Source organism: Paenibacillus sp. FSL R7-0652, from assembly GCF_038595045.1.
Classification (GTDB): Bacteria; Bacillota; Bacilli; order Paenibacillales; family Paenibacillaceae; genus Paenibacillus.
In genome coordinates this window covers 1,670,612-1,696,493 of sequence record NZ_CP152001.1, presented here as the reverse complement: position 1 = coordinate 1,696,493, position 25,882 = coordinate 1,670,612, and the positions used below count along the sequence as shown (strand labels likewise).

At 35.8% G+C, this 25,882-nt stretch carries 38 protein-coding genes and 1 pseudogene; 1 reads left to right on the top strand and 38 read right to left on the bottom strand.

Going from position 1 to position 25,882, the window contains the following annotated elements; translation table 11 throughout:
• Positions 1 to 46: 46 nt before the first annotated feature.
• From MKY97_RS07585 to MKY97_RS07400, 38 genes and pseudogenes are all read right to left on the bottom strand, one after another.
• A complete protein-coding gene (locus MKY97_RS07585; RefSeq protein WP_342554848.1) occupies positions 47 to 508 on the bottom strand; it encodes an NUDIX domain-containing protein in 462 nt (153 codons plus the stop codon).
• Positions 509 to 639: 131 nt separating this feature from the next.
• Positions 640 to 1,104, bottom strand: coding sequence for a VOC family protein (locus MKY97_RS07580; protein ID WP_342554847.1), 465 nt, complete (start codon positions 1,102 to 1,104; stop codon positions 640 to 642).
• Positions 1,105 to 1,529: 425 nt separating this feature from the next.
• Positions 1,530 to 1,949 (bottom strand): AAA family ATPase, encoded by a 420-nt coding sequence (locus MKY97_RS07575; RefSeq protein ID WP_342556277.1) that lies wholly within the window; start codon positions 1,947 to 1,949, stop codon positions 1,530 to 1,532.
• Between the two features lie 158 nt (positions 1,950 to 2,107).
• Positions 2,108 to 2,563, bottom strand: coding sequence for a GNAT family protein (locus tag MKY97_RS07570; protein WP_342554846.1), 456 nt, complete (start codon positions 2,561 to 2,563; stop codon positions 2,108 to 2,110).
• Positions 2,564 to 2,717: 154 nt separating this feature from the next.
• Complete coding sequence (locus tag MKY97_RS07565) at positions 2,718 to 3,137, bottom strand: hypothetical protein (protein WP_342554845.1); 420 nt, start codon at positions 3,135 to 3,137, stop codon at positions 2,718 to 2,720.
• A 102-nt stretch (positions 3,138 to 3,239) separates the two neighbouring features.
• Positions 3,240 to 3,758 (bottom strand): NUDIX hydrolase, encoded by a 519-nt coding sequence (locus MKY97_RS07560; RefSeq protein WP_342554844.1) that lies wholly within the window; start codon positions 3,756 to 3,758, stop codon positions 3,240 to 3,242.
• Between the two features lie 43 nt (positions 3,759 to 3,801).
• Entirely contained in the window at positions 3,802 to 4,194 is a 393-nt protein-coding gene (locus MKY97_RS07555; protein ID WP_342554843.1) for a hypothetical protein, read from the bottom strand.
• A 128-nt stretch (positions 4,195 to 4,322) separates the two neighbouring features.
• The gene (locus MKY97_RS07550) at positions 4,323 to 4,778 is read right to left on the bottom strand and encodes a hypothetical protein (protein WP_342554842.1); all 456 of its coding nucleotides are present in this window, start codon (positions 4,776 to 4,778) and stop codon (positions 4,323 to 4,325) included.
• 44 nt (positions 4,779 to 4,822) lie between these two features.
• Positions 4,823 to 5,587 (bottom strand): nucleotidyltransferase domain-containing protein, encoded by a 765-nt coding sequence (locus MKY97_RS07545; RefSeq protein ID WP_342554841.1) that lies wholly within the window; start codon positions 5,585 to 5,587, stop codon positions 4,823 to 4,825.
• Positions 5,588 to 5,659: 72 nt separating this feature from the next.
• Positions 5,660 to 6,085 carry a GNAT family N-acetyltransferase gene (locus MKY97_RS07540; RefSeq protein ID WP_342554840.1) on the bottom strand — a complete coding sequence of 142 codons (426 nt, stop codon included), beginning with the start codon at positions 6,083 to 6,085 and terminating at the stop codon, positions 5,660 to 5,662.
• A gap of 45 nt (positions 6,086 to 6,130) precedes the next feature.
• The gene (locus MKY97_RS07535) at positions 6,131 to 6,619 is read right to left on the bottom strand and encodes a hypothetical protein (RefSeq protein WP_342554839.1); all 489 of its coding nucleotides are present in this window, start codon (positions 6,617 to 6,619) and stop codon (positions 6,131 to 6,133) included.
• Positions 6,620 to 6,745: 126 nt separating this feature from the next.
• The gene (locus MKY97_RS07530) at positions 6,746 to 7,135 is read right to left on the bottom strand and encodes a hypothetical protein (RefSeq protein WP_342554838.1); all 390 of its coding nucleotides are present in this window, start codon (positions 7,133 to 7,135) and stop codon (positions 6,746 to 6,748) included.
• Between the two features lie 94 nt (positions 7,136 to 7,229).
• Entirely contained in the window at positions 7,230 to 8,078 is an 849-nt protein-coding gene (locus tag MKY97_RS07525) for a metallophosphoesterase (protein WP_342554837.1), read from the bottom strand.
• 143 nt (positions 8,079 to 8,221) lie between these two features.
• Positions 8,222 to 8,713, bottom strand: coding sequence for an NUDIX domain-containing protein (locus MKY97_RS07520; RefSeq protein ID WP_342554836.1), 492 nt, complete (start codon positions 8,711 to 8,713; stop codon positions 8,222 to 8,224).
• Between the two features lie 258 nt (positions 8,714 to 8,971).
• A pseudogene (locus MKY97_RS07515) lies at positions 8,972 to 9,142 on the bottom strand (GNAT family N-acetyltransferase); the annotation flags it as partial.
• Positions 9,143 to 9,421: 279 nt separating this feature from the next.
• Positions 9,422 to 10,168 carry a serine hydrolase gene (locus MKY97_RS07510; RefSeq protein WP_342554835.1) on the bottom strand — a complete coding sequence of 249 codons (747 nt, stop codon included), beginning with the start codon at positions 10,166 to 10,168 and terminating at the stop codon, positions 9,422 to 9,424.
• A 170-nt stretch (positions 10,169 to 10,338) separates the two neighbouring features.
• Positions 10,339 to 11,130 (bottom strand): GNAT family N-acetyltransferase, encoded by a 792-nt coding sequence (locus MKY97_RS07505; RefSeq protein ID WP_342554834.1) that lies wholly within the window; start codon positions 11,128 to 11,130, stop codon positions 10,339 to 10,341.
• 81 nt (positions 11,131 to 11,211) lie between these two features.
• A complete protein-coding gene (locus MKY97_RS07500) occupies positions 11,212 to 11,742 on the bottom strand; it encodes an AAA family ATPase (RefSeq protein WP_342554833.1) in 531 nt (176 codons plus the stop codon).
• Positions 11,743 to 11,773: 31 nt separating this feature from the next.
• On the bottom strand, positions 11,774 to 12,229 hold the full coding sequence (locus MKY97_RS07495) for a GNAT family N-acetyltransferase (protein WP_342554832.1): 456 nt from the start codon (positions 12,227 to 12,229) through the stop codon (positions 11,774 to 11,776).
• A 255-nt stretch (positions 12,230 to 12,484) separates the two neighbouring features.
• Positions 12,485 to 13,042, bottom strand: a complete 558-nt coding sequence (locus tag MKY97_RS07490) for a shikimate kinase (protein WP_342556276.1) — start codon at positions 13,040 to 13,042, stop codon at positions 12,485 to 12,487.
• A 36-nt stretch (positions 13,043 to 13,078) separates the two neighbouring features.
• Positions 13,079 to 13,843, bottom strand: a complete 765-nt coding sequence (locus MKY97_RS07485) for a GNAT family N-acetyltransferase (RefSeq protein WP_342554831.1) — start codon at positions 13,841 to 13,843, stop codon at positions 13,079 to 13,081.
• A 92-nt stretch (positions 13,844 to 13,935) separates the two neighbouring features.
• Entirely contained in the window at positions 13,936 to 14,088 is a 153-nt protein-coding gene (locus tag MKY97_RS07480; protein WP_342554830.1) for a hypothetical protein, read from the bottom strand.
• Between the two features lie 135 nt (positions 14,089 to 14,223).
• Positions 14,224 to 14,790 carry a M23 family metallopeptidase gene (locus MKY97_RS07475; protein WP_342554829.1) on the bottom strand — a complete coding sequence of 189 codons (567 nt, stop codon included), beginning with the start codon at positions 14,788 to 14,790 and terminating at the stop codon, positions 14,224 to 14,226.
• A 155-nt stretch (positions 14,791 to 14,945) separates the two neighbouring features.
• The gene (locus tag MKY97_RS07470; RefSeq protein WP_342554828.1) at positions 14,946 to 15,347 is read right to left on the bottom strand and encodes a DUF4279 domain-containing protein; all 402 of its coding nucleotides are present in this window, start codon (positions 15,345 to 15,347) and stop codon (positions 14,946 to 14,948) included.
• 159 nt (positions 15,348 to 15,506) lie between these two features.
• Positions 15,507 to 16,118, bottom strand: coding sequence for a bis(5'-nucleosyl)-tetraphosphatase (symmetrical) YqeK (gene yqeK / locus MKY97_RS07465; protein ID WP_342554827.1), 612 nt, complete (start codon positions 16,116 to 16,118; stop codon positions 15,507 to 15,509).
• A gap of 244 nt (positions 16,119 to 16,362) precedes the next feature.
• Positions 16,363 to 16,821, bottom strand: coding sequence for an NUDIX domain-containing protein (locus tag MKY97_RS07460; protein WP_342554826.1), 459 nt, complete (start codon positions 16,819 to 16,821; stop codon positions 16,363 to 16,365).
• Positions 16,822 to 16,984: 163 nt separating this feature from the next.
• Positions 16,985 to 17,431 (bottom strand): oxidoreductase, encoded by a 447-nt coding sequence (locus MKY97_RS07455; protein WP_342554825.1) that lies wholly within the window; start codon positions 17,429 to 17,431, stop codon positions 16,985 to 16,987.
• 134 nt (positions 17,432 to 17,565) lie between these two features.
• Positions 17,566 to 18,465 carry a GIY-YIG nuclease family protein gene (locus MKY97_RS07450; RefSeq protein ID WP_154886304.1) on the bottom strand — a complete coding sequence of 300 codons (900 nt, stop codon included), beginning with the start codon at positions 18,463 to 18,465 and terminating at the stop codon, positions 17,566 to 17,568.
• 351 nt (positions 18,466 to 18,816) lie between these two features.
• Complete coding sequence (locus MKY97_RS07445) at positions 18,817 to 18,909, bottom strand: putative holin-like toxin (RefSeq protein ID WP_007431380.1); 93 nt, start codon at positions 18,907 to 18,909, stop codon at positions 18,817 to 18,819.
• Positions 18,910 to 19,285: 376 nt separating this feature from the next.
• The gene (locus MKY97_RS07440) at positions 19,286 to 19,681 is read right to left on the bottom strand and encodes a VOC family protein (protein ID WP_342554824.1); all 396 of its coding nucleotides are present in this window, start codon (positions 19,679 to 19,681) and stop codon (positions 19,286 to 19,288) included.
• A gap of 145 nt (positions 19,682 to 19,826) precedes the next feature.
• Complete coding sequence (locus MKY97_RS07435) at positions 19,827 to 20,501, bottom strand: hypothetical protein (protein WP_342554823.1); 675 nt, start codon at positions 20,499 to 20,501, stop codon at positions 19,827 to 19,829.
• Between the two features lie 164 nt (positions 20,502 to 20,665).
• Positions 20,666 to 21,043 (bottom strand): retropepsin-like aspartic protease, encoded by a 378-nt coding sequence (locus MKY97_RS07430; RefSeq protein ID WP_342554822.1) that lies wholly within the window; start codon positions 21,041 to 21,043, stop codon positions 20,666 to 20,668.
• The gene (locus MKY97_RS07425) at positions 21,044 to 21,286 is read right to left on the bottom strand and encodes a hypothetical protein (RefSeq protein WP_342554821.1); all 243 of its coding nucleotides are present in this window, start codon (positions 21,284 to 21,286) and stop codon (positions 21,044 to 21,046) included. It lies immediately after the preceding gene.
• A 333-nt stretch (positions 21,287 to 21,619) separates the two neighbouring features.
• On the bottom strand, positions 21,620 to 22,600 hold the full coding sequence (locus MKY97_RS07420) for a DUF2971 domain-containing protein (RefSeq protein ID WP_342554820.1): 981 nt from the start codon (positions 22,598 to 22,600) through the stop codon (positions 21,620 to 21,622).
• Positions 22,601 to 22,961: 361 nt separating this feature from the next.
• Complete coding sequence (locus MKY97_RS07415) at positions 22,962 to 23,054, bottom strand: putative holin-like toxin (RefSeq protein ID WP_007431380.1); 93 nt, start codon at positions 23,052 to 23,054, stop codon at positions 22,962 to 22,964.
• A gap of 321 nt (positions 23,055 to 23,375) precedes the next feature.
• Positions 23,376 to 24,404 (bottom strand): macro domain-containing protein, encoded by a 1,029-nt coding sequence (locus tag MKY97_RS07410; protein WP_090808375.1) that lies wholly within the window; start codon positions 24,402 to 24,404, stop codon positions 23,376 to 23,378.
• 31 nt (positions 24,405 to 24,435) lie between these two features.
• Positions 24,436 to 25,032 carry a DarT ssDNA thymidine ADP-ribosyltransferase family protein gene (locus tag MKY97_RS07405; RefSeq protein WP_090808373.1) on the bottom strand — a complete coding sequence of 199 codons (597 nt, stop codon included), beginning with the start codon at positions 25,030 to 25,032 and terminating at the stop codon, positions 24,436 to 24,438.
• A gap of 107 nt (positions 25,033 to 25,139) precedes the next feature.
• A complete protein-coding gene (locus tag MKY97_RS07400; RefSeq protein ID WP_090808371.1) occupies positions 25,140 to 25,376 on the bottom strand; it encodes a helix-turn-helix transcriptional regulator in 237 nt (78 codons plus the stop codon).
• A 153-nt stretch (positions 25,377 to 25,529) separates the two neighbouring features.
• Here MKY97_RS07400 and MKY97_RS07395 point away from each other — a divergent pair, with 153 nt between their 5' ends.
• A complete protein-coding gene (locus tag MKY97_RS07395; RefSeq protein WP_090808369.1) occupies positions 25,530 to 25,817 on the top strand; it encodes a DUF6809 family protein in 288 nt (95 codons plus the stop codon).
• The last annotated feature ends 65 nt before the right edge of the window (positions 25,818 to 25,882 follow it).

Here is a 25,882-nt window from a genome sequence, read left to right as displayed (position 1 = left end):
GAGCGTTATCAACTGATGCCATTGTTTCTATTGCATGTCACTCCGTCTATTGTGTGCTGAAATGTTTAATATGTCTTTCGTCTGCTCTGTCTTGAAGCAGCTCTAGCAACCCATCTGGTACCAACTTTACTTTCGAATTCCCTTTAAAGTAATTTAGCGGTTTCCATACTGCTTTAAAGGGTTTGATTCCCTCTATTCCATCGATCTCTTTCATATCGTAAAGGGACTTATTCATAAGTTCAGCCTCATAAATAAAATCATTTTCGTGTCCGATTTGATTCTGGTAGTTAAATATATTTTCAATGATACCAATCAACTTAGGTTCTGAAATATCTGCATCAATTTCTTCTTTTACTTCACGAATGACGGTAGTTTTGCTGGGTTCTCCATATTCAACTGTTCCCCCAATAGGTCGATAATACGTTAGGTTGCCAGTCTTATCAAAAAACTCTTCTAACAGTATCTCCTCTCCTCTTCGGATAACACAAAGTGAAACGGTTCTAATCATTAATAATGTCCTCCTTACTTACGGAATGGCACCATGCACTATTTTATGTGGTACGGACCGAGGATGAATGTCCGATGCGTGAATATTATGTTTTCTTATGCGCACTTCTTTAAAATATCCCAATACATTCTTTAATTCTTCTCTTTCAAAAGGGCTTCCCATTCTTCTATTGACAATTTATTGGATATATGCTTCAAATTTTCAGGGACATATACAAAACACATTAATTCTAAACTATTTCCATCTGGATCATTGAAGTAGACCGAGGCATTGCCCTGATTAGGCCTAACAAATGGATCTATTGACCCTCTCTTCCCAAATGGAACAGGCTCTATTTCATTTGTTCGAAGCCATTTCACACTCTCTCGAAGATTTTCATAACTCACTCGAAATGCGATATGCCTTAATGATGGATGATAAGAAGTTTTATGCTCTTCACCCTGCCATAGTCCCAGCCAACTTTTTTCTTTTTCAATCCAGAAGAAAGCTGTATCTTCATCTCTCCAAGCCAGTTCTAGTCCTAACTTAGAGTAAAATTCAATGGATTGATGTAAATTACTCACGGGTAAATGTGCTTCATATAATCCTCGTATCATTTTTTTCTCCTTTCACTTTTGCCAGTTTCAGATAACGCCACTATAGTCATGTACCCGGAAGAGGTTGTCAGTCAAGCTGTCTCTATGGAATCTTGGTCAATACAATAGGCTTGGATGGCCTATCCCTTCTTAAGTCATCGGAATCAAAACCACCTTTGGCGGTCAACCATTGGGTAGGTTGTTACTTTCTCTTGACATCAAAGTATCGCATCTTTTACTATGGCCTCACCTCCTTTCGAAGGAAAACCACGCCTACTTAATATTGAATTGTGTCAATATTTTACCTTTATTTACATCTACGTACAAGCGTTCTTAAGTTTAAACGTTGATTTTAGAAATCTTCTTTAAAATAATTCTCGCAATTTCTTCTATTTCTTTATTATCTGTGTCAATATGTTCTTGAAATTTTATATCTTTAAATGCGATTACACCTGCGTTTGTGTGCTTCCGATACAATTATCAAATTTGTCCCCACGTTTCTCAATTCGTTTTTTGATTGTTTCTTCTGTCGCTAATAAGCAAAAATGAAAAGTATCTTGATCAATACTTCTAAATCCATTGACTATGTAATCAAAATTTTCAGACTTATATATCGTCATTGGAACAATGAGATGTTTCTTATACCTATTCATTAATTCTTGAGCTGTCTGCACAACAAGTATTCTCCATAGTTCTATATCCTGAAAATCATCCGTTCGTTCTTCTTCAAAGTAGATGTCTTCTGTTATCATTTTTCTCAACATATACCCAATTTCTTCAGGATCATAAATCATACTATTAGGTATTAGAGGCTGCAGGTGCTGAGAAGTCGAGGTCTTGCCGGATCCAAATGACCCATTAATCATAATAATCAAGTGATCACTCCTTCTGGCTTAGATTCATATTAGGAACTTAGCCGATAATGCTGATATATTCGCGAATTGAGATGCTTAAAGGAACGTAGAAATTAGTTATTGAATCTAAACACAACACAGATAAGGATATGAAATGACTCGAGAATGGCTTACTTTGTAGTGTCTGACTTCAATAGTGAGTACATAACTAAATCAACAACACCTTTGCCCTTCCAGATATGCCCTTCACGGACTATTCCTTCTTGAGTAAATTTATTGCGCTGTAACACATTTTGGGATTTTATGTTTTCTGGTAATACGAATGCCTGTATACGATTAACACCCACACGGTTGAACAGATAATCTGTCATAGCGTTAACGGTTATTGTGGCTATACCTTGACCCCAAAACTGTTCGTGAAGTCTGTAACCTATAGTTATCATGTTGACATCACTATGATAATCAAACATTTCGGCTACTCCAACGATACTTTCAGGAGAATGTTGAAAAAGATTTTCATTGCTGTATATTTCAAACAGACGGTCTAAATCTGTTTCGACAATTTTTCTCAATGTTACTTCTGATGTTTTAATATGAGGAAATTCTTCATATGGGCTTCTATTCACGAAACTCCTCTCCGATCCTATAAATTTTCACATCCTGCAGTATTGAAATCATATTTCTTTGCGTTTTTGTATTCATGACTCAGTGCATGCTTAATAATCGCAATGTGAATATTATCTCAGATGATACAATGCGGTTCCTGAGTAACCTAGAAGATTATGGTTGTTCTTTTATCGGTCCTCCAATGTATACTGTCTTTCCATTCCAATAATCCATTAAATGGTTCCACCATCGTTTTGATTCTGGTTTTAATAATCTTTCGAATTCACTGTATTTTATATTTTTGTCCGGTAACTGGTTCTGAAATGTTTCTAGAATGCCGACTGCAGCAAATTCTCTAACATATGCATCCCCATTCGTATGGAACTGTTCGATCACTTCAAATAAATCATCAAATTCATCCGTCTGTTTACTTTGATAACATTCAATGACATGTTTAACGAAGTCACCTATATCTACATAGATCAATCTCTCTTCTCCAAGTTCATAATTCTCATTGATATACTGCTCATATCTACTCTTATAGGAAGGGACCGCTGTTAATAATTTTTCTAGGATTTGTTCTTTTTCAATCATTATAGTATTCACCTTCCGATTCAATATCCTTGTTCAAGCATCATTGAATATAGAAACGGAAATTCAGCAAAATCCGCTTCCTTCAGCGTTTTCAGACACGCCCTAATCTGATATTAATATTTCATTTATTAACTTTTTTTGTACTTCTGGCAAACCCTCTGGCCACTGATCCGTATCACAATAACAGATTTCAGAAACCTCAGTGCAGGATTTAAACGTCCCTCCGATGACCCGTCCGCGAAAAACAAGATCAACTCGATTGGGGTTCTTATTATAGATAGCCCTTGATACGCCAGTTAATTCTACAGATAATCCTGTCTCTTCAAATATTTCTCGAATTAGACCTTCTTCCGGTGATTCTAATTCCATCCAACCTCCAGGTATTCCCCATGGCTCATTACGGTACACATGTTTAAGTAATAAAACTTGATTTGATTCATTTGTGATCACTCCTAAGACTGCAACAAGAAACTTCTCCTGCGCTCTATAAACAAACCAATTTTTAAATCGTGTAAATGGAACATATTTATAACAAGCAACTAAGAAATCTCTTGGAAACAAATTGATAATTTTCTTTATCATATATGCACCGTCATTTTTTCTATTTTGATTTTGATACAATTATGTCTGTTTCGTCAGCCTCGGGCATAATTGCCCGAATTATTTAGGTTCTCATCTCTCTTATATATGGTGTAATTGAAAAACAATCTTCCAGATCGCTCTTATCTAGTGCCCAATAATGAATAGTATTGATATGTAATTCATAGTCTTGAAGTAGATTTTGTTTTATTCTATTCCATAGTTTGTTATTCTCTGTTCCAATTCCTTCGGAAAGGTAATCATCAAAAGAAGAAATAATAACGATCATCAGTGTGAATTTCTCATTTTTGTTTAATTGATTATTCTCATAATATGTAATGAATTCATCTACTCTCGATGAATCAGCTGACGTATATTCCCAATCCTGCGAATCTGGAGTCAGGGGCGGTAGGTTTAATTTCTTTATGAGACTTTCAATGGATTCTTTGTCAGTATACTTAGGAGCACTCTCCTTCATCTTTCCGCACCTCACAACTATATGTTAACTACAGCAATTTCATCCAACCCGTTTTAACATATCTTCTCTTCTCATTAGTTTTCTAATTGCTTTTCTGCTCCCTTTCTTCACCATATATTGAGCAGCTTTCAATTATCTTGTTCATATCTCATTGCTGAATCCTTAAGTGATTTATCTAGTGTTTTAGACTTCAATCCAAAGAATTGCGAATTGATCCCCTCAATTATAGGAGAATAGAAAGCAATCACTTTCATTTCTTTGTTCTCAATATTTAATCCTTCAGCTTTAAAAAACTTTTCTGAATATCTCTTATCCATTCTATAAGTGGAGTATTTTTCTCCATTCGTTTGCTCGCTCTCTTCAATAGTCACTCGGAAATGTTCTACAAATTCAATTCGATCCTTAATTAAAGTCCACTCGAAAAGGGTGATATCCTGACTATAAGGTGTCAAATAGGCATAACACCCTGTGCCGTCCGCATGAAATTCTAATTGTGTATCCTCAAAAGAATCATAAAAAAATATCTCAGATGACCATGATCCAACAAGATCATTAGCATGTAAAAAATGTATTGACTCACTCATATTTTGTACCTCATTTTATTTATTTCACCGATGCTGCTGACTTTTTATAGAACACGTTTCTTTTGCATTTCATTTAAGGCGTTCTCAAAATAGCTGTATACTTTATCTGCATTTCTCAAAAACTCTTCAACAGGTACATGACGACTATCCAAGTAACAAGCAAACAAATATTCAACTAAAGCGGGGTCAATCTCGCAAAAGTTTAATATCGCATTTTTCATCTTAGTTATGTCGTCTTCCCATACCCCTGTATTTTCTATAATCAATGAGTATAATGCACGAAGTAATCTCTTCGAGTAACCTTTAGTATATCTAGTTTTCAGCGCGTCATCACTAGCATTAGAAAGTGATTGATGTACACGATCCACTTCCTCCTTGGTGTCTGTATTTAAGTCTAAGATGAATTCTGGAGAGATGATGATCGGGGGTACTTTTTCACCAATGTCCTCCCCATGTATGCAAACACAAATGATCTTAACCCAAAAACCCCAATCATTCGGTCTACTTAATACATCATCCATCGAGCAAATGATCGTATCCACCTTCGTGACGAATGGATATTCTTCCAAAAGCCTGTCTTTAATATTTGATATTCTTTCGTAATCAATATCTTCGGGATTCGTGCATACAATCGTAAAGTCTGCATCTGACTTAAAAGGTTGAGCCGTTCCTTTTGGAATCGAGCCGCACATATAAATGCTATGAATCTTATCTTTAAATTCCGCAAGTAAACAATCTATGTACTTATTAACAAAATCCTTATATTCACTTTGTATGGTAATTTTCTTTATAACTTTTTCTAATATCATATAAATTCCTCCTAAACTTAAGAACCTCTTTCGGCTCACGTTCCTGTATTCGCGATGTTCAAGCAGCTTAGGTCACGGTTGTCTCTTTATGAATTGGATCATTCCTGCACCATAAGTTTCATTGGGTCTCTCCATGAATCCAAACCTCTTATAAAAATCCTCTTTGCCTTTTGCTGACATGAGTCCCACTGAACTTCCTGGCGGATAAGTACTTGTAATATACTCCATTAGTTCCGTCATTATTTTATGGCCTAACCCCATCCTCTGATAGGAAGGCAGCACGATAATGTCTTGTATGTAAAAAGTAAAACCACCGTCGCCCACGACTCTTCCATATCCGATCGTCTGCTCCTCAACCTCTAGACAGATGGAATATAACGTGTTCTTTAATCCAAGTTCAATGGCCTCTATATTTTCAGGATTCCCCCATCCCACAATCTCCCTTAGATTCATATAATCTTCTACACTAATTTGTTTTTTGAGTATGTTCACTTCCATTAATATCACCTACGCTACATTTATGTTGAGATTGCCTGCAATCCTCTACTGCACTTTAAATTCTTTGGATTCACTCGATAAGCTTATTTTCTTTTGTTTGCCATCATTATTCATCGTAAATTCAACATGCGTTTTAACTTTGTAATTGCCTGGCTGGTCGATAACGAATTCATAATATCCCTTACTTCGTTGATCTTGTCCATTGTTTCTATATTCTTCACCTGGCCCAATCTCAACCTGATAGCCAATAGCATGTTCTAACAGCACGGTTGCGTTTGGAAGGATTTTTTCGCCAGCTTCATTATAAATCTCATAACTGAACATGCCTGAACCATGAGATATCTCCACTGTTCGCATTGATGAATTTTTCAGATACCCTACGATTTGAAATTTTTCGTTGACCTTAACATCTTCAATCTCATCTACGTCAACCTGAAAGATGGAGTCAGAAGGATCTTTTTCATTATTGGGCGAACAGGCAGACAAAATTAAAAGTATGATCAAGGTTATGATTTTCATATTTAATTTTATCATTTCAAATGCATAACCTCCGTTAAATCAGCTAAAATCCCTGCAGCTATTACCAATTTACCATAATACTTTGTGATAAGATTCCCTCGCTCACTTCCGAAATTTCTTTACAAACTTTTTAAAGTTGTATTAACGGTTCTCATTCCGCTTTATTAATAGCTTTTCCATTGTATTAAAAATTGCCTTGGTTAAAGTACCGCCGGTTCCCTTATACTCAATACCACCCTCATCAAAAACTATAAATTTAAATCCAGAACCAATGTTCTTTACAAGCCTCATCCCATAACCATTCACATGGATCCAGTCAAATATCTCGTCAATAGTAAATAATTTAACTCCTTGGTTATAGACTTCCTGTGGTGCCAGCAGTAATTCACTACCTGTAATCTGCCCCCCAAGAGACCATTCTTCATCCTTGTGACTGTAAAATTGGTAAGCATAAACCTCCCCTGTTTCATAGGGAGGTCTAAAACCTAATTCTTTAAGTCGTAATACATCTTCTTTCTCCAGGTATATCATAGTCCTCCTGCTAAATAAGGTTTTTTAAAAAAATAGTCATTGCGAGGAACCTAGGCTCCAAGGGAGCCGCAGCTTGAATATGATGTTGATGATGTCAGATGTATGACCTTTCATGAATGACCTTTATGATTTTCTTAGGGATATTACCATTCTCATCGGGATATCCCAAAGAGGCATTTACAAGTCTACATCCTTCAATGATGTAATCTTCTCTTCGATGAACATGCCCAGAACACCAGACTTTTTTATTTAGTTTGGACAACAGCTCTCTCCCGTTAAAATAATAAAAGCTATTGCTAATATCATTGATATGACTAAGCGGAATTTTAGACCAATCGGGCGAAATATGAGTAACGATTACATCTGAACGATGAAGCACATTCTTAAGTTTTGTTAATTCTTCCGCATACATGGTTTCAACCAATCGTGGTAACCCTTCTATTAAGACAGAATCGTTAGATATTGATTTCCAATGATCATAGATTTTGTCCATGTCTAGATCCAACTGATTTATTCCATATTGAAAGTCGTACCACATTCCAGTGCCACCAAAAGTAATCTGTTCAATTTCAATAGTTTCTCCATCCAAAAATATTACGCCAGGTAATTGTTCAACCATCTTCTTCATCTCTTCTAATCTACGCATTGAATTATATCTGTATTTATTTTTTATTGATTTAGTGATTAAATAGTAGTCATGATTTCCTGCGACCAACAGCACATACCTATAATGTTCTTTAAGTTTTTCAAGAAAAATCAAATTTTGTTTGTTGTAATGACCTAGATCCCCAGCTATCACTAATACTTCTGAAGGCTCATTAGGAAGAATTAAATCTATGAACTTATCTACTTTTTGATTGTGCTTCCTAAGATTACTTGAGTACTCCACCCAAAAATCTAAATGTATATCAGATATGAGATCGAACTGGATTATGGTTTTCACCTCTGTTGTGATATTTCATCTAATGTTTCTGGATTCATGAACTTGTGCAGAGAAGTTGATCAGACAGTAATAACATCCTGACTTCCCTCTGCTGACCAAGGCGCAGCCACCAAGTGAATACTTTATTATGTAGTGCTGACTGCTTAGATTTGCTTTCCAAATCTGTGTTTTAAATAGTACTTTACCCCCGCGCGATCCACATCTGAAAACTGTTTTTGATCTTCTATCATCAATCTATAGACTTCTTCAACAGTTTCCCATCTGATATTTATAGTTTCATCTCCTGCTTCTAACAGATTGCCATCAACCTTACATATAAAATACATACCTATAGAATCAACTGGACCCTTTATTGTTTGGTATACACAATAAGGTTCTAAACACTCAACCTCAAACTCGGGGTTAATCCCACGTGTATCTATACGCTTATGACTACCTTCCACCTCTATAACAGTTAAACCTGTTTCTTCAAATACTTCTCGTCTCAGACCATCGAATATGGATTCAAATTCTTCTAATCTTCCACCTGGTAATTCTAATGATTCCTCATTCTTTTTATTTCGGGTCTGTATGATTATTTCGGTATCATCGCTTCCTTTACGTTCGACAATTGCTCTTGCATTAACATAAAACATCAAGCATTCTCCTTTAATTTTTATGTGGATTTCCAATTGTCTGCAGCAGTTTCGCCTAACGTTCCTGTATCAATAAACCGGGAAGGGTTATCTGCTGAAAGTCCTCCTCTTCATAAACATCATTGTGACCAAGGTATAGCTGCTGCTTGAATATTATGCTATAAGATCTCGAGGGCTTCATTGAGATATTTTCACAATCAACTTATGGTTTTTCCCTTAAAAAATCAGGCGTTCGCCCCATAAATCTACCATCATCTTTTACAATTGATATTCTTCATATAATTCATGAGCATCCTTCGTTCCGAGAATACCAAATAAATTCTTATACTTATCAGACGTCGTAATACTTTCGATTAATTTCTTTCCTATTCCTCTACCGCGATAATCTTCATCTACGTATACATCACATAACCAGTAAACCGTCTCATAATCAGTAACTAACCTCGCAAAGCCGACTTGTCTATTGTTATGATATACACCAACACATTCTGATGATTATGCCTCTTCGAATTCGCTCCGCTATAAATGAATAAGCCATTGCTCAAGTATTCTTAATGGTTTCAGCGAGTCTTCATACATTTCACTAGTTATGGCAATAACCATACTCAAACTAGGTACTATACATATATATTGACCACCAAAACCCAAAGCAAATATCATTTCTGTCCCGCTTACTTCTATATTGTTCATATTAAGGTGTCTTACCCACTAATGGTAAGCATAATAACCAATAGATTCATAAGTTAAATAATAGGGTTGTGTAGATTTTTTCAACCAGTCTGATGAAACAATACGAGTGTTTTTCCATTTCCCTTGCTGCAAGTATAAAGTACCAATCTTTAACATATCGATAGTGGTCATTGTCAAGCCGTCTCCACCCCGGTTAATCCCTTTACTATCTTCGTACCAATGTACATTCGTGATACCAAGAGGTTTAAACAGATGGAGGTGTGCAAACTCTACAGCTGTCATTCCTGTAGTCTTCTGCAAGATCGCTGTTAACACATGTGAACAACCAGAGTTGTAATTCATTTTTTCTCCTCTGTTACTTTCAAGATTTCGTTCAAAAACATACTGTATCATGTCTGAACTAAACAGCATTGGAGTGGAATAATTCCATTCACCGAATTCGGGCCATTCAAACCCCGCCGACATCGTAAGTAAATCTTCAATAGTGATGTCTCGTTTTCTAGGATCATCAAGGATATTCGTTAATTCCGGGAAAAAACTACACACTGGTTCTGCAATACTCTTTATGTATCCCTTATCAAGTATAATGCCAATAAGTAAGGATAAAATACTTTTAGTGCACGAATTGATTTTTTGAGGATTATTTTCTATTTTACGATTTTTATAGTATTCAAACACTAAACTGTCTTCCCTCATGATTAGACAGCTTTTGATCTTTGTCTTTTTTATCGCTCGTGCAAATTCATCAAGCGTCTTCGAATTCATTCTATCATCCTTATCTGCATATTATTTATTCTAACGTTCTCACGTTCCTGAACCCAAAAAGGCTGTCTGCCGAAAGACCTCTCCGAAATCCAGCCAGCCAGCCAGCAAGGGACAGAAAGGAGCCAAAATATGAATACTATCTAAGAGAGACCGCCCCCGCCCCTTCACAATTAAATTCTTGTCCATGCTGCTCGGGTATATCCGATTCTCATACCTACTCTTTCCATATTCCGATGGCTTTGCGAGCCATATGAGCACTGACTAACAACGAGATTACAATTTTTGTAGGCATCATGAATTCGTCTAAGTAATAAACTGGTTTGAAATCCTTTATTTCGATATTCCGGTAGTGTTGTCGCAAATGTTAATGAAGCAGCATTATCCTCTACATACATTACAGCTACTGCAGCTGGACGCCCCTGAGCCAACCCCAAATAATAGTGCCATCCCGGACGGGAAAACAGTACTCGGTTATTTGCAGCTACGTGTTCTTTCCCATCAAGAGATAATCCTGTACCTAAACAATGAATTTCTGCATATGTATCGAACTCATCTTCGTGCAGTTCACGAATTTCCAGGTTGTCATTATCGAACGAATCCTGATTTCTAGCTTCACAAAAAAGCGTTGTGTGAAATCCTGATTGATAAAATCCTTTATTATGGAGTTTTTTCATTACTTCTTGATTTATCTTACCGGGGATGACTTGAATCTCAAAATTCCTTTCCCGCTCATTATAAAAGTCTAAGATATCTTCAATCGCATCTTCAGAGATTCTTCCCTTTACATTATTAAAAAGACCCCAAGGCATGGTTTTACTATAAAACGCCGTGCTCTCCCCGAATCGTTTAATCTCAATTCCTTCAGGGTTTCCTTCTCGTTCTCTGATTGCAGCCATTCGATCAACCATATAATTAATTTCAGTTTTCTCTAGAATATCTGCTAGTTCCAAATTCAATATCATTAAATTTTATCCCCTTCCTTAAGTAGTATACAAATCACACTTTCTTTATTAACTGCTCTTTAATTTCATTTACTTTTATTTTCATTCATTTATATATTCCAAAACTTTTGGAAAGTAATCTGCGATTGGTTTCGATGAATCTACTACTATATACTTCTCTCCTTCTGGTTTTTTACTGTTTTTTATAGTCCTATAAAATCCTTCTTCTGATGATGGTCCTTCGATTTGACTCAGAAGTCTTTCTCGATTTTTTAATCGATTTCGTATTATTTCAATGTCTTCTATATAACACTCCACATACTTATATCTCTTTTGGTATTTTCTCGCTAATTCAAGTCCGGTTTCTAATACATTACTGTACAAACAAGGACTATCCATAATGACACTGTGTCCATTCGATAAATAAAAATCCACCAACGACCAATCTACATCATAGGATAGCTGTCCTATTGCTCTGCTCTCCATCGTGTTTCCTTGTAATGATAACGATTTCATAATTGCTGTTTTGGAAATGTCATGATCGACAATCACAGCTCCAGCTGCTTGGCTAATCTGTCTTGCCAATGTTGACTTTCCTGATCCCGGGAATCCTGACATCTGTAAAAAGAACATGCTTACACCTCCTATCTTCAAGGTATTGAATTTATATTTCTTTTGCCATTACGATGCTCGTTTCTTTATAACCTAGCTTTTCATATAAATTACGTGCTATTGGATTATGAGCAAAGACGTGAAGTTCTATACTCCTTATGCCAAATTCTCTACCCACTTTTTCTATCTCCTCCATCGCTTGCTTACCAAATCCACGTCCTCGGTAATCTTCCCTAATCTTTATATCGTAGATAACCCCCTTGTTGTTTGGTTTTAATGCCAGCCAAATCATTCCAACCTCTTTGCCATCAGAACGAATTGTAAATAATTTGTTATTAGCTGTTTTCTCGTCATCCGGCAAAAGTTGTGCGTATTGTTCTGCAGCCTTACTGACAGATTCCTGTTCACTCCAATTACCAGATTGAACGTTGCTTTCTGCATAGCTTTTAATTGCTGAATTTAGATACTCCTGGAATTCTGAAGAATTCATTAATTCTAATGTAATCATTTCTTTGTTCCCCCTCTTATAATATTTCGAAATATTTCGCAGTTCCATTGAAAATATCAATATCCTAGTTTACTTCGCAAGACTGCCCTTTAATTCAACAATGAATTTAAGTAGGTTTTGTTTAATAAAATCTTGCGCTGATTTCCTATAACATTCCTGTACTCACGACCCAGCGAATGCCAGACCCAAGGAGTTTGCCCGCTGCTTGAATATGTAGTTATACGGTATTGGTACCTTCTTGCTTACTCATAAGTACTATAAATTAAATTCATCTTTAATTAATCTTGCGACTTCATTTGCACTTAAATTTGTATTATTGATTCTCAGATAGTTTTGTCTAGTAATTTCTCCCTCTTTAGAATTAAGTCTATGTTTTTCCATCGTTTTGATTAAGTCCTTTTTAGAATTTTCAATATTTCTTTTTGTTGGTTTTCGATCAAGTCTAAACGCCGTTGTATTTCGTTTTAATCTTTCTTCTATAGTTGACTCTAATTCAACAAAATAAATATCTGCTCCTTTTGTTTCAAACATGTTACATGTTTGTTCGACAAATTCCCAGTCCTCTTTAAGATCAAACCCCCAAACGTAAGTAAAAATTAGTCCGTACTGGATGCTGCTTGCAAACGATTCAAAAAGTTCTCTTCTTACGATACTTGATAACCTCCAAGTTTCACTACCAAAACCAAAAAAGGGATGAAACAGCTCGATCGACATATGATTGTGAAACAATTTTAATTCCGTTATTTTCGTTAATTCATGACCAACCGTCATCTTTCCGACGGCCTGTGGGCCAAATATCATTATGAACTTAATAGTAATCACCCCTGTTCGTCCCCGTCGTGTTACTGTTTATATAGAGTACACTTCGTATTCTTTTTCCATTTTGTAACCTAATTTTTCTGCAAGAGCAACTGACTCTGAATTGGCTGCGTCCCAGTTTGGGTGGATATTTCGGCTCAGACACTCAAGAATCAATCTTGATGCGCAAGCTAGTGCCAAACCTTGGCGCCTGTACAAGGGATGTGTCCCAATTGTAACTTCAATTCCCCCTTCATGATAAGTATAAGAAGAAGCACCGGCAATAATCTGATTATCCTTGAGGATAACAAATCCAATTCCATGCTGCATAAATTCTTCTAAGGTAGAGAAGAAACAACAACAATCTGCCATAAAGGGATCCTGCAGTACCATTGGGTAAATATGTTCATCTATGGGTACGATTTTGAAAGCAGTATCTATCATTTTTATGTTCTCTTCTAACTGTTCTACTTGGAAATTCGATTCTTTCTTAAAGGAATACCGGTTAAACTTTTGGAATGAATCGGAGTAATGTTGAGATAAAAGGGATATCCAAGAAAACTCATTCGTAATTATGATTTTTCCCCTGCATTCTTCAAGAACAAACCGCAATGGAACATCTACTTTTTTCAAAGCATCGACACTTCCAAGTAAGAATGCGAAATCTCCTGCAATAATCACGGAGTACGTGGGCTTCTTATTATCAATCCATGTCCTTCCTATCTTTCCTTCTATATTTGCAAAAAGAACTGTATTACTTATACCGCTGCATAAAAACCGAACAGTCTCGAGCTCATTCTTCGCTAATTCTAACACCAATTATCCCTCCAGATCTAAGTAAGCTGCACTTAAAAAATACTTTTAATTTCAATGATTATGTCTTTAAATATATTTGAATTTCCATTACCTCATGTATCCTTGTTGTTGATTCTACTGATATACTTTTCTGCATCGTCAATAATTTCCAATAATTGTTTCATAGCATTTTCTTTACGCTGCCATATACCCTTCCACCCTAGTACATCAAAAAATGTTACTGCTCCTTCGGCCATTGTATTCATGAACCCTCACTGGCTTAAACACGTAAGCGCGGGTCCGACGGACTTGGCAGTGCAGGGTTGTGCGGCTGTCATCACTTCCCCGAAAATCCTTTGCCCACCGAGGGGCGGATGCCCGGATGTTGGGCCATCTTTGAGTTAACATAAATAAAGTCTGTCTCCAAATTCCTTCATCTGTGTTCCCATTCTCTGCAAGTCAAATCGGATTTGTAATGGAGTATCACCAATCCATGCACCCACATGAATATGTGGATTTCTGGAATATCCATTGTTCCCAGCTTTCGCAACTACTTGACCAGTCGTAACGATGTCACCTTCTTCAACGCTTATATCCATTACATGGGCATAAGTAACAAGAACACCATCTTCTCTTTCAAATACTATAGAACTTGCCCTTCCCGGTGTTAAAGTCCCTGGATCATTAGTTATCGGATTTATAAATATAGATTTCACAACTCCATCAAATGGAGCTAGTACATCAGCACCCCATGTATACCAATCCTCATTGAGCATACCGTCACCATCATACATTCGCATCCATCCATCTTTGAATCTGGTAATCATGCAATCTCTACCTAATGCATCACCTATGTACTGGTACTGCCCTTCAGGATGTTCAATTGTTAGAAATAAATGATTGAATACAGGATGTATAATCACTTCAGAGATATTCAAATCTTTCATCCTTTCTTCATTGATTTGCAAAAAACATTGCCCCAATTGTATATAGCGTTCCTGTATTCACGACCCAGCGTTTGCTGGGTGTCCGGCAACCTGCCGGATCAAGGGCGCATGCCCGCAGCGTGAATATTATTTTTAAGTGATGTCCTGCTTTTATTTGAATCTTCTCTCATCAGGTCTTAGCTACAAATGTATAAGTCAAAATCAATCTCTGCCCCTAAATCGTAAATGAACTTTATGATGTCTTTATTTAGATACATGGCAGGCTTTAGATTGTTCTCAATATTAATCACAACCTCGAACTTACATTCAAGATTGTTCTGTTCAATTAACTTTACAACTTGATCTTTTTGATCCTGAATCAAAGCTTTAACCTTATCGATTTGATCATTAATATCCAAAGACTCTTCGTAATCAGTCGCTATTTCCCAACACGTTTCTTTACGAACTAGATTTCTTCGTATAGGATCGCCTTTAAGCCAAGCTCTTGTAGGATTAATTAATAGTGTGTTTGTAATAATATTGGGGTCAAATTGATCTCCAAATATACTGAATTCGACTTTAACATTTGTTCTTTCCATCTTGAAATTCTCCTCAATTTGTATGTCCGGCAGGATTTCATCTAACGTTCCTGTATTCATGACCCAGCTTATGCGGGGTGTCCGACGACTGCCGGATCAAGGGCGTATGCCCGCAGCGTGAGTATTACGTTATGGGATGTTCTTGCCTTCTTCCAGCGACTAGACTAATTCCTTTAATTCACAGTAAGCATCTTTTAGCCATGGGTGAATAACTTTAAGATGGTCTCGCTGTTTCCATAAAAAATGAATGTATTCGAATGCTGCTTCATTTAAAGAATGATCAAGCTTTTCTAAGATTTGAGATAAGTATGGAGGGTTTCCCGCTTGATCCCATTCGATTTTATCTGCAACAAACAAAATCTTATCTAGGACTGTTGAATTTCTTCTTAATGTTGTATGGCACCCTACTGCATTAAGAACCTTTTCGTCTCTAATGTGGAATAGATCTTTAGCCATTTCTTTCGATATCTTTTGATGAATAATCATTGGAAAGATTTCTTCTTCAGGAATGACTTCAATGCCCAGATCATGAGAGACTTGAATCCTTACATCATTGGGATAAACTGCACTTATATCATGCAAAAATCCAGCGATTTCAGCCGAATTTGCATCTTCATGATACATTTCAGCTACCCTTCTTGCTTCTTGTCCTACCCTCATACAATGTTCTGCCGTTTTAGGGCAATGGTTGTTCACTAAGAATGTATAGATGTCATCCTGAAGATTTCCCGACAACTCACTTATAACGAGATCATTGTATGCCGAATTCATCAATCTACCTCCATCCTACGTTTTTATTCGTGCAAGAATTTCTGATAACGTTTCTGTATTCACGACGTCACAACGACTTAAGCGACCACCGGGAGTGTCAGCGATGCGGTTAGTCGGTACGGATGTATTTGCTGAGTTCACTCCCTTGCTAATCGCTTCTTGCGGACTAAGGGCTGTCAGGCCCCAAGTGTGGATATCATGTTATATGAAGGTGACAACTTCTCGAATTACTTACGATATCTTTTTAATAGTACTTCAATAATTCTTTATCGATTTCATCTATATATCCAATGTCTTTAATTCCATCCCAAAAGATAATCTTTTGGGCTTCCTCATTCATTTCAAATGGTCTTTTTTCTTCTATATCTGCGCTGAAGAGGCCCCCATATTCAATTTTTCCATTCCTTAATGTAAACTTCATTAATCCTTTAAATTCAATTTTTCCAGGAGTTTGATTCGTTTCTTCAAACATTTCTCTGATTACACATTCTCTTAATGTTTCCCCTGGCTCAAGCATTCCTCCAGCTAACTCCCAATTGTTCTTCCAGCCGTTAAATAATAGTAAAAATCCTTCATTATTCTTAGCAACGACTAATGCATGCGTGATTGGGTAATCTAAGTTAATTTCTTCTACTTGCTCCTCAGTAATATCTAACAGTTCTTCAAAAACATCACCTTTTTGGTTTATACAAATTGGTATCATTGTTCTCCCCCACAACATTAGAATTTCATCACTTTTTTATAACGTTCCTGTATTCACTACCCGACGACATTCGGATGTCCAGCGAATGCCGGGCCAAGGACGTATGTCCGCAGCGTGAATATTATGTTAGGCGAGGTTATTGCTATGAAATACTCTAAAAATATTATTGACTTCCTGTTGTTCCAAAAGCTCTATTAATTTCCTTCTCATAGTTATCCCACTTGAAATAAAAAGGACCTATATCAATACCTTGATTACTAGGCTCTATCTTAAAATCTTGCCATATTATCCTATCGTCTTCCCTCTCAATATAAACAGAAATAAATCCGCACTCTTCATCCCCGCACCATGGACAAACCAATAGGGGGTATCGATCATACAAATAATCATGTTTTCTCTTTAATAGAAAGTAATCAATCATATTTCTTTGATGTTCTTCAACTCCCCATCCTAGAGACGGAACCCTATCATGCTTTCTAAGCATTTGATATAACGATCTACCATCAATAATGAAATCTGCAAATTGGGTGTTTTTATTCCCGTCTTGATCCGGATCAAATTCATCATATCGACTTGAAAGTCTAGTTTCTAAGTAATTTATAGTTTTCATATGGCTCCTTATATGCATTACAGGAATTTCACCTAACGTTCCTGTATTCACACCCGACACATGTCGGGTGTCCGTCGAATGCCGGATCAAGGCCGTAAGCCCGCAGCGTGAATATATTGTTATGAGATGTCAAATTAACCTTCACTGTTTTCGCTTTCAAATTTCTTTTCTTGGTTCTGCTTAAATGTCCTTCCGTTAGCATCTACCCACTCTACTGGTCCAGCTGCTTGACGTCCTAGTACTACAGCAGTCGCTGCACTAATACTAGAGAAAATCGCATTCTCTTTGAATATATAAAATTCTCCACTATCGATTAGGACTCCGGTTTCTATCAACTTATTTCTCTGCTTGATCCACCCTTCAGAGATTGAACTTGACGTTTGTTTACAACTTTGAGATCCAGACAGAACTACATAGCCCTTTTCAGTTTCAATCAATTTAGCAGAAGCTCTTTTACTTTTAAGCGTGTATACAATATCGCTATTGACTTGTACTGGGGCAATCACAGTCTCACTTGATTGTTTGAGGGTAGAAGGAACCAAGAACATAAAATTAACTACTGGAAAAATTAATTTCATTTGTTCTAAAAAATACTCCATATCCGAAATATCAGCTTCCGGGAGAGTTGATAGTTCAGGCTGAACCGAATTATCAATCTCGGCTGTTTTCGCTTCTTTAGATAAAGAGATAATTCGAGATTCTAAATACTTTATATGAGACTTAGTGAGCATTTCGTCTTTGCTTATAAAAGCTACAATCTCAATGAAGTCCTTATCTGAATCCGCTAAATGTTGTTTTAATCTCTTTTTGAGATTCTCTGCTTCCCCTATGTATATGCGTTCATTATAGTTTTCACTGTTTGGTAAGGACTTTAAAATATATACTCCTGGTCTATCAAATTCAGAGCGCTCTATAATTTTGGGTAAAGAAGAACGTTGAGAATATACAGCCTTTCCTGACCAATTACCGATTTCAATTGTTCGAGGTCCTGTTTCCGAACCGTCCACAAGAAATATAGTTAATTTTTTCCCCATTTTATTTCTCCTTTAATTTGATTTCTCATAACGTTCTGGTATTCACGAACCCCAATGGGGTTGTCTGCTGAAATTACTCTTCGAAATCCACCCCGCAGACCGAGGCTCCAATGGAGCCGATGCTTGAATATTATGTTATATGATGGAAATACTTCTTCGAGATTGCTTACTAACCTGTTCATTTTATAGCTTTTTTATTTTGATTCATCTTTTTCGATGTGTTATCATATTCTTAAATAAAGACCAAGTGCAGCGAACACTTGGTCAGTACAATTGGCTTGGATGGTCTATTCCCTTCTAAGTATCAGGTAATAAAAACCCACCTTCGGCGGTCAACCTTTGGGTGGGTTTTTACTTTCTCTTGTTGTTATTGATGTAAGTTAAAAGTGCAAGAATGAATGTTCCAAATAATAACATCAGAGTCATCGCATCTTTCACTTCCATGGTCTACCTCCTTTCGAAGGGAAACCATGCCCACCCAAGATTCAATTGTATCTATATTTTACCTGTGTTTACATCTCCGTACAAGTGTTCTTATCTACTTTTTTGTATTATTCCTATATTCTATTTTCAGTTCATCATTTCTATCATATAACGTGTTTTGTTCACGAGCCCGAAAGACTTAAGCTGCCCATTAATCAAGCGCAGCGATCGATTCTTGCCGGGTGGCTCTGCCACTTAGCCTTGCAGGGTTGTCCGGCTGATTACGCTTCCTGGCTTCTCAGCTTCTGCCGGACCGAGGCGCGGATGCGACGATGCGACGATGCGACGATGCTTGAACATTATGTTATATGAAGTAGCATGACCTCTTGAGTTACTTTCAGTAAATCAACTCACAATCATGATGTTCCCATACATCAAATAAGTTACCATCAAGATCTTCTAGAACGAAAAACTTCCCATACTTTCCTTCATCAATCATATTTCCTACCTTTACATCTTCTGATTTTAAATAAGAGTGCAAAGAGCTAATATCGTTAGTAAAAAAGGTGATCACCCATCTCTTCTTATTATTTATTTCAAATACTGCCCTAGACTCATTATCGCTTTGGATTAAATCAAGGATTGGTCTATTACCCCTAAACAAACTCAAATAGCCTTCTCGTTGATTCCTAATATTAAATCCAAAATGTTTTACAAACCATTCTGCCGAGTTCTCGATATTTTTAACGGGAATTACGTTGTAGGCAATTCCAAGTATCTTTCCAATCTCCATGAACATTCCTCCTAAATAAGTTTTTTATTATTTCATGCTATTTTATATAACGTTCCTGTATTCACGACTCGGCGTACGTCGAGTGTCCGGCGAATTCCCGACCCAGGACGAATGTCCGCAGCGTGAATATTATGTTAGGCGAATTCTAGTTGAATAGCTTAAAAAACTCTTTCAAAATTACAACTGAATATTTAAGTTTATCTACAAAGTTATTCGTATTAGATAATAGCTCTTCACCTTTTTTCAAACTCTCATTGTATTCTGTAAATAGATTTTTACTTTCTATCTTATCTTCATTACTAGGTTCACCTTCAGGATCTTTGGGTTCTAGCATGCTTACATCAGTTCTATCTTCTTGTTTTTCATTTTCTAATTCTGAAAATAAATCTGTATTTATATAATAATCTCTATAAAAATTATGGTTTATCACAGGAAGCTTCTCATACTCGTGAAATATATCTTTTTCTAAAAACTGAATAGCAGTTTTCACTTCTGCATCTACTCTTTCAGCAATTGTTGCAAGCTTTTCAAATCTGTTTTTCTTCGAAAGAAAAATCCTAAAACTAAAGAAATCAACTTGGTTATTACAATGTAAGAATGTTTCAAAGTTTAACGTCAAAAGTCTGTTCCTTAACTCTTCAGGCATACTATAAAACTCAGCTTTCAATTGAATTGAAAGTTCAAAGAGGGTGGGATGTGAAAATTTATATTCATGCTCTTCTCCAAACTCGCCCATCATATACTCGGTTAAAGCTTTAAAGTACTTATCATAAACTGATTGAAAAGAGTTAATGGCATTTATAGATTTGTTTGTCTCCATAATATCACTCCTTGATTTCACCTAACGCTCCTGTATTCACGACTCAACGCATGTCGAGTGTCCGGCGAATGCCGGACCAAGGACGAACGTCCGCAGCGTGAATATATTGTTAAGTGATGTTCCAGTCTTCATCGAATCACTCAACTTCTTATCTTCTTCATCTCTTATGAACGAAGTAATTTAAACGCCTTTAAATCAATGTTAAATTCTCCTTTAGTCAGTACATCAAGTCCCAAAAGTCCGTTAATGTTGTGATATTTAAATGAAGTAAAGTCGATGTATACATCTTCTAAAATAAAATCTCCCACTTGTATACCCTCAATTTTCTTACTAAAGGCATGCTCTTTACCTCCAATCCCGTAGCTGGTTATGATTTCGTCGTCCATACTCACTTGTATCCCAATCTCGTCTACTTCATCTTGTGAAATTAAGCTGTGACTAGCCCCTGTATCGATCACGATGTTCGATATGACTTTCTTTTGCTTATTAAAATGGACTGTTATTTCCGTAAATAACAGTCCTTCTCGATATTCAATATTCATTTAAAGACTTCTCCTTAACCCTATATTTCTCCTTACCTTCACTACGACTTGATCTTTGGAAGTATGATAAACCAATGTTTTATCTCGGCTATTCAATAATTCGCGAGTCGCTTCTTCATCACTGATCGGACCAATTACGGCTACATCATCAATGACCTCTTGATTGTCAGTTTCTTCTGAATGAAGAACTTCAAATTTTACGAACTGATTCGGAAAAATCTGCTGAACTTCTTGCCATTTCATCTTTGTCCCTCCTCTGTTTTGATGGTTACATTATACCATCTCATAGATCTATAACTCTCATTGGAATTTCACTTAACTTTTCTGTATTCATGAACCCCAAAGGGGTTGTCTGCTGAAATACCTCTACGAAATTCATCCCGCAGACCAAGGCTCCCTAAGGAGCCACTGCTTGAATATTATGTTAACTGAAGTCAATAACTTCTTGGGGATCTCTCATAAATGTTTCTTTGTTCCAATCTCTGATCAGATTAGTAGGCCCTTTTCATTACTTCAAACGAATGCTTAATTCAAGCTTCTCCATATTTAATTTCACTGAAGACATTGAAATAAGTATTATCTGTATGTACTTGTAGACTTATTAATTTTGATCTCAGTAATATCATATCCATAATATCCCAATACCTGATCCAGATCGCTCTTTTGTATTTCTGATTTCGGCCCGATGGTTATTGAATCGATTATGCTTTCTTCAAATCCTTTGAATGATAAATCAAAATAAGAGACTATCTTGTTTTTTTGTGCTCTGAATTGCAATCCGTTTGGAAAAAGTTCAGCATGCTCCCCATAAAGTTTTGGTCTACCTTCTTTTGGATCGTACCAACAGTCCCAATCTGTGGATTTACTAAATTCACCATCAAATATTATTCTCCATTCATTCTCTTCCTTAAAAGCTGGGTTTTTAAAACTAATTGATTTTCTAATAAAAATTCTTGAAGAGAGTTCATGGAATATATCAATCGCTCCATATTCATTATTTAATAAAGTCTCTAATTTATTATTAGCTAACGCACGATGAATACTATCTAGAACTCTTTCAGAATAATCTTTAATTTCTTGTGAAACAGTATTAATATCTTCAGGATATAAGACCTTCATCAAATATAACTCTTTACACTTAGTAATTAATGTATTTAGGCTATGAAAATTAAACCCTATTGCTAAACCACTCCCATCATCTGCATAGCCTCTCCATTGGCTTAATTTATCATCATCTGCTGAGAGACATGACACATACATTAATTCTTCAGATCTATTTTTCATTTTCTCCATTACATTTCTAACAATTAATTTAACAGTTTCTATTTCACTCAAACCTCGAATATACTCACCACGAAAAAAGGGAGCCTCCTCAAATTGTTTTATAATTTCATCTTCTATGTACTCAAAAAGCCATTTCGTTTCCTTATAATCGTTTGATTTTGCAATATCAGACAACCTTAAAGTCTTATTAGCAATAATATTTAAAAATGTTTCTGTGCTGCAATAGTGAAATAGTGTTGTTTCAGACTGAATGTTATTATTTAGTTTAGTCAATTTTATTACCTCATTTCATTGATTTCAGTTAACGTTTCTGTATTCATGAACCCCAAGGGGATTGTCTGCTGATATACCTCTTTGAAATACCTCCTGTAGACCAAGGGTCCAACGGAGCCGCCGCTTGAATATATTGTTATATGATGGAAATGCTTCTTCGAGATTGCTTACCAACATGTCTTCACTCACTTCAATTATTATTTTAGCTTTGATTCATCTTTTCTCATGTGTTATCATATCTTTAAAGAAAGACCAAGTGCGGTCAACACTTGGTCAATACAATTGGCTTGGATGGTCTATCCCTTCTTAAGTCAAGTCAGGATAAAAACCCACCTTCGGCGGTCAACCTTGGGGTGGGTTTTTACTTTCTCTTGTTGTTATTGATATACGTCAAAAGTGCAAGAATGAATGTACCGAATAATAGCATTAGAGTCATCGCATCTTTCACTTCCATGGTTTCACCTCCTTTCGAAGGGAAACCATACCCACCCAAGATTCAATTGTATCTATATTTTACCTGTGTTTACATCTCCGTACAAGTGTTCTTATCTACTTTTTTGTATTATTCCTTTATTCTATTTTCAGCCTATCATTTCTATCATTTCTATCATATAACGTTCCTGTATTCACGATGTTCAACGTAGTTGAATGTGTCTGATGAATCCGCTTCCATTGATTGCTTCAAACAGACCAAGGCTCCCTAAGGAGCCGCAGCGTGAATATTATGTTATACGACGGAATTGCTTCTTGAATTGCCCTTCACAATATGATTTTCTTATTCTGTGTATTTTTTTAAATCATAACCGATCAAAGTAGATTCTATAATTTCATAATTCTCTAATTTTTCGATTGAATATCTAATTTCATCTTCAGAAAACTTTTCTCTCTTTTCCTTTGACCATTTATGAAACTCTATTATAATTTCATCAAGATCTATTCCAGGATTATTTTGGATGATAAATGTAACTGTCGATAGGCACTCCAGCTCATGATCAGTAGTAATCTCATTAACAAAACTTGTTGCTTTATTAATCGCATCTTCGAAAAAAGATAATTTATCTTCTACCTTTTTACTTACTAACTTATTCTTTAAGATAGTATAGGCTTCTTTAGTATTTTTCACCTCATAATAATCTTGGTACGCTTTTATATTTTTACTTATTATAGCTATTGAGTTATCATAGGGTCCAAACTTATATTTCTTGAACTTAAAATAATTTTGTCCACTAAATATGTTTAGAAAGTAAGCTGATTTTTGAAGTCTGATTGTATTGAATTTAGTTAAATGTAATTTTATATCCATTAATACTAACGCAGATGGATTTAAAATTGGTTCATTCGTTGGTTTGGTTTTATAGTTTTTTGATGGCTCATAAATAATAAAATCAACGCTGTTAGATAAGATGTTGATTTTATTCTCAATTATAAGCTTCACTTCTGACCACAGTAAACCACCGTTTCCACTCCCCAATGGAGGTATGGCTACACTTGAAATATTTAAAGTGGTAATCAAATTCAGCAACTCATCTAATCCACTTGTAATGTACTCAATTTTAGATTTTTCTCTCCATTTATCTTTTGTAGGAAAATTAATTATAATTTTTTCATTTTCCTTAAAATGGTGAAGCTTCCCTACAGTCAATTTACCTGTTTTGCAAGCTTTGATGTAATCTTTATTGTTATTTGGAAACTTCATCTTGAATTGATAAGCAATTCCTTTTCCCATATATCCTTCACAGTTAACTGTATTAACCAAAGCTTCAGCTTTGGATTCAAGCAAGTCACCTGTAGTATAGGTTATCATGGCGCTTCTCTCCTTATAACCACTTTCAATTTCACGCCTTGCACCAAGGCTGTACACTAACAAAAGGTGGTTTTTTTGTTATGCCTGCATCTTTTAATTTTTGCTCTACTATTTTTTTTGTATCTTTATCTTTCACGCAAATTTGAAGAAAATCTTTTGCTTCAATTCTTTGAACCGATAAACATTCAGCCATTTTTACGTGTTTCGTATAGTCAAGTTTACAGCCCTTTTTCTCCATTGTATCCCAATCTATCTTATTAAAACCTTCATTATAATCATCGTAAAGCTCAACGCCTTTAGCTAAAGGGTGCATTGTTAAGATTTTAAAATCATTCTTTTTAGCAAATTCCCTTTGTAGGGTTATGTATATAAATTCATCTTTGCTATAGGTCTTCTTCACTATAACATCAAAAGCCGAATGTGGGTGAAAGTGAAAAGGTACTAAAGAATCTAACTCCATTTCTTCTCTTTCTTTTATTATATCACTATCAGCTACATCACAAAAATCCTCTTGATCGCCTAATAGTTCCGCTCTTGATCTAAGTCCATTTTCCAGTATCGAATCCAAATTGTCTAATTTAGTAAGGTGATAAATTAGCTTTCCTAATTTAATTTTGTTATCGACCATCGTCTTCTCTCCTCACAAATCTTTTATGTGCAAATAATAATGAAATCACAGAGTCATACCCTAAAATTGATCTCTAGGACAAGCTTATTAAATCTAAAGCAGTGTTATTATCCCTCATCACTATCAATTTTCATAGGTTTATATTCAATTAAATCTGACAATTTACAATTGAATGTGTCACATAACTTGAATAATGTTTCCAGCTTTGTTGTTTCGATATTAATTTCCTTATACAACTTGTTGATTGAATTCCGACTTAAGCCGGATCTCACCATCAATTCTGTTATATCATCTATTCGATGTTCTGCCATGAGTTCTCGTATATTGCACTTGATTACTTTCATCTTTTCCCCTCCATAGTTCTATCTTATCTTCCACATTAGTAATCATCAATGAAAAGCGAATTTTTAACTCTACAAAGTCAAATATTCACCTTGTAATTAACTTTATGAGGTTATATAATGACTCTATAGAGTTAATCAAAGGAGGAATAGGATATGGTTAATACATTAGAATCGCTAACAGAACCACTTATAAGAATACGTCTAGAATTACTCTTTACTGAGCTTTTGGAGTGTCATGCGGAATACACTCAGCTTTCTTCTGAGGCAGATCAATACTTTAATACACTTCGTGATGCTTTGCCCGATCAACTTCAACATACGGTTTTTCTTTACGAAGACGCTCAAATTTCTCTTCAATCCATCTTAGAAAGAAGTATCTACATACAAGGTTTCAAAGACGCTCTACAACTCTTTAGTGAATTGCAAAACTCTAGCATTTAGAGGATCATATAATCCTTCTTTTCTATTGTTTTTGATTCTGTCTTTTAACGTCTCTTTATTCACGA

Bases quoted from the DNA above. Each gene is read 5' to 3' on its own strand.
- MKY97_RS07585 (WP_342554848.1), bottom strand. From the start codon at position 508: ATGATTAGAACCGTTTCACTTTGTGTTATCCGAAGAGGAGAGGAGATA.
- MKY97_RS07580 (WP_342554847.1), bottom strand. From the start codon at position 1,104: ATGATACGAGGATTATATGAAGCACATTTACCCGTGAGTAATTTACAT.
- MKY97_RS07575 (WP_342556277.1), bottom strand. From the start codon at position 1,949: ATGATTAATGGGTCATTTGGATCCGGCAAGACCTCGACTTCTCAGCAC.
- MKY97_RS07565 (WP_342554845.1), bottom strand. From the start codon at position 3,137: ATGATTGAAAAAGAACAAATCCTAGAAAAATTATTAACAGCGGTCCCT.
- MKY97_RS07555 (WP_342554843.1), bottom strand. From the start codon at position 4,194: ATGAAGGAGAGTGCTCCTAAGTATACTGACAAAGAATCCATTGAAAGT.
- MKY97_RS07550 (WP_342554842.1), bottom strand. From the start codon at position 4,778: ATGAGTGAGTCAATACATTTTTTACATGCTAATGATCTTGTTGGATCA.
- MKY97_RS07545 (WP_342554841.1), bottom strand. From the start codon at position 5,587: ATGATATTAGAAAAAGTTATAAAGAAAATTACCATACAAAGTGAATAT.
- MKY97_RS07540 (WP_342554840.1), bottom strand. From the start codon at position 6,085: ATGGAAGTGAACATACTCAAAAAACAAATTAGTGTAGAAGATTATATG.
- MKY97_RS07535 (WP_342554839.1), bottom strand. From the start codon at position 6,619: ATGATAAAATTAAATATGAAAATCATAACCTTGATCATACTTTTAATT.
- MKY97_RS07530 (WP_342554838.1), bottom strand. From the start codon at position 7,135: ATGATATACCTGGAGAAAGAAGATGTATTACGACTTAAAGAATTAGGT.
- MKY97_RS07520 (WP_342554836.1), bottom strand. From the start codon at position 8,713: ATGTTTTATGTTAATGCAAGAGCAATTGTCGAACGTAAAGGAAGCGAT.
- MKY97_RS07510 (WP_342554835.1), bottom strand. From the start codon at position 10,168: ATGAATTCGAAGACGCTTGATGAATTTGCACGAGCGATAAAAAAGACA.
- MKY97_RS07505 (WP_342554834.1), bottom strand. From the start codon at position 11,130: ATGATATTGAATTTGGAACTAGCAGATATTCTAGAGAAAACTGAAATT.
- MKY97_RS07500 (WP_342554833.1), bottom strand. From the start codon at position 11,742: ATGTTCTTTTTACAGATGTCAGGATTCCCGGGATCAGGAAAGTCAACA.
- MKY97_RS07495 (WP_342554832.1), bottom strand. From the start codon at position 12,229: ATGATTACATTAGAATTAATGAATTCTTCAGAATTCCAGGAGTATCTA.
- MKY97_RS07480 (WP_342554830.1), bottom strand. From the start codon at position 14,088: ATGAATACAATGGCCGAAGGAGCAGTAACATTTTTTGATGTACTAGGG.
- MKY97_RS07470 (WP_342554828.1), bottom strand. From the start codon at position 15,347: ATGGAAAGAACAAATGTTAAAGTCGAATTCAGTATATTTGGAGATCAA.
- yqeK (WP_342554827.1), bottom strand. From the start codon at position 16,118: ATGAATTCGGCATACAATGATCTCGTTATAAGTGAGTTGTCGGGAAAT.
- MKY97_RS07460 (WP_342554826.1), bottom strand. From the start codon at position 16,821: ATGATACCAATTTGTATAAACCAAAAAGGTGATGTTTTTGAAGAACTG.
- MKY97_RS07455 (WP_342554825.1), bottom strand. From the start codon at position 17,431: ATGAAAACTATAAATTACTTAGAAACTAGACTTTCAAGTCGATATGAT.
- MKY97_RS07450 (WP_154886304.1), bottom strand. From the start codon at position 18,465: ATGGGGAAAAAATTAACTATATTTCTTGTGGACGGTTCGGAAACAGGA.
- MKY97_RS07445 (WP_007431380.1), bottom strand. From the start codon at position 18,909: ATGGAAGTGAAAGATGCGATGACTCTGATGTTATTATTTGGAACATTC.
- MKY97_RS07440 (WP_342554824.1), bottom strand. From the start codon at position 19,681: ATGGAGATTGGAAAGATACTTGGAATTGCCTACAACGTAATTCCCGTT.
- MKY97_RS07435 (WP_342554823.1), bottom strand. From the start codon at position 20,501: ATGGAGACAAACAAATCTATAAATGCCATTAACTCTTTTCAATCAGTT.
- MKY97_RS07430 (WP_342554822.1), bottom strand. From the start codon at position 21,043: ATGAATATTGAATATCGAGAAGGACTGTTATTTACGGAAATAACAGTC.
- MKY97_RS07425 (WP_342554821.1), bottom strand. From the start codon at position 21,286: ATGAAATGGCAAGAAGTTCAGCAGATTTTTCCGAATCAGTTCGTAAAA.
- MKY97_RS07415 (WP_007431380.1), bottom strand. From the start codon at position 23,054: ATGGAAGTGAAAGATGCGATGACTCTAATGCTATTATTCGGTACATTC.
- MKY97_RS07410 (WP_090808375.1), bottom strand. From the start codon at position 24,404: ATGATAACCTATACTACAGGTGACTTGCTTGAATCCAAAGCTGAAGCT.
- MKY97_RS07405 (WP_090808373.1), bottom strand. From the start codon at position 25,032: ATGGTCGATAACAAAATTAAATTAGGAAAGCTAATTTATCACCTTACT.
- MKY97_RS07400 (WP_090808371.1), bottom strand. From the start codon at position 25,376: ATGAAAGTAATCAAGTGCAATATACGAGAACTCATGGCAGAACATCGA.
- MKY97_RS07395 (WP_090808369.1), top strand. From the start codon at position 25,530: ATGGTTAATACATTAGAATCGCTAACAGAACCACTTATAAGAATACGT.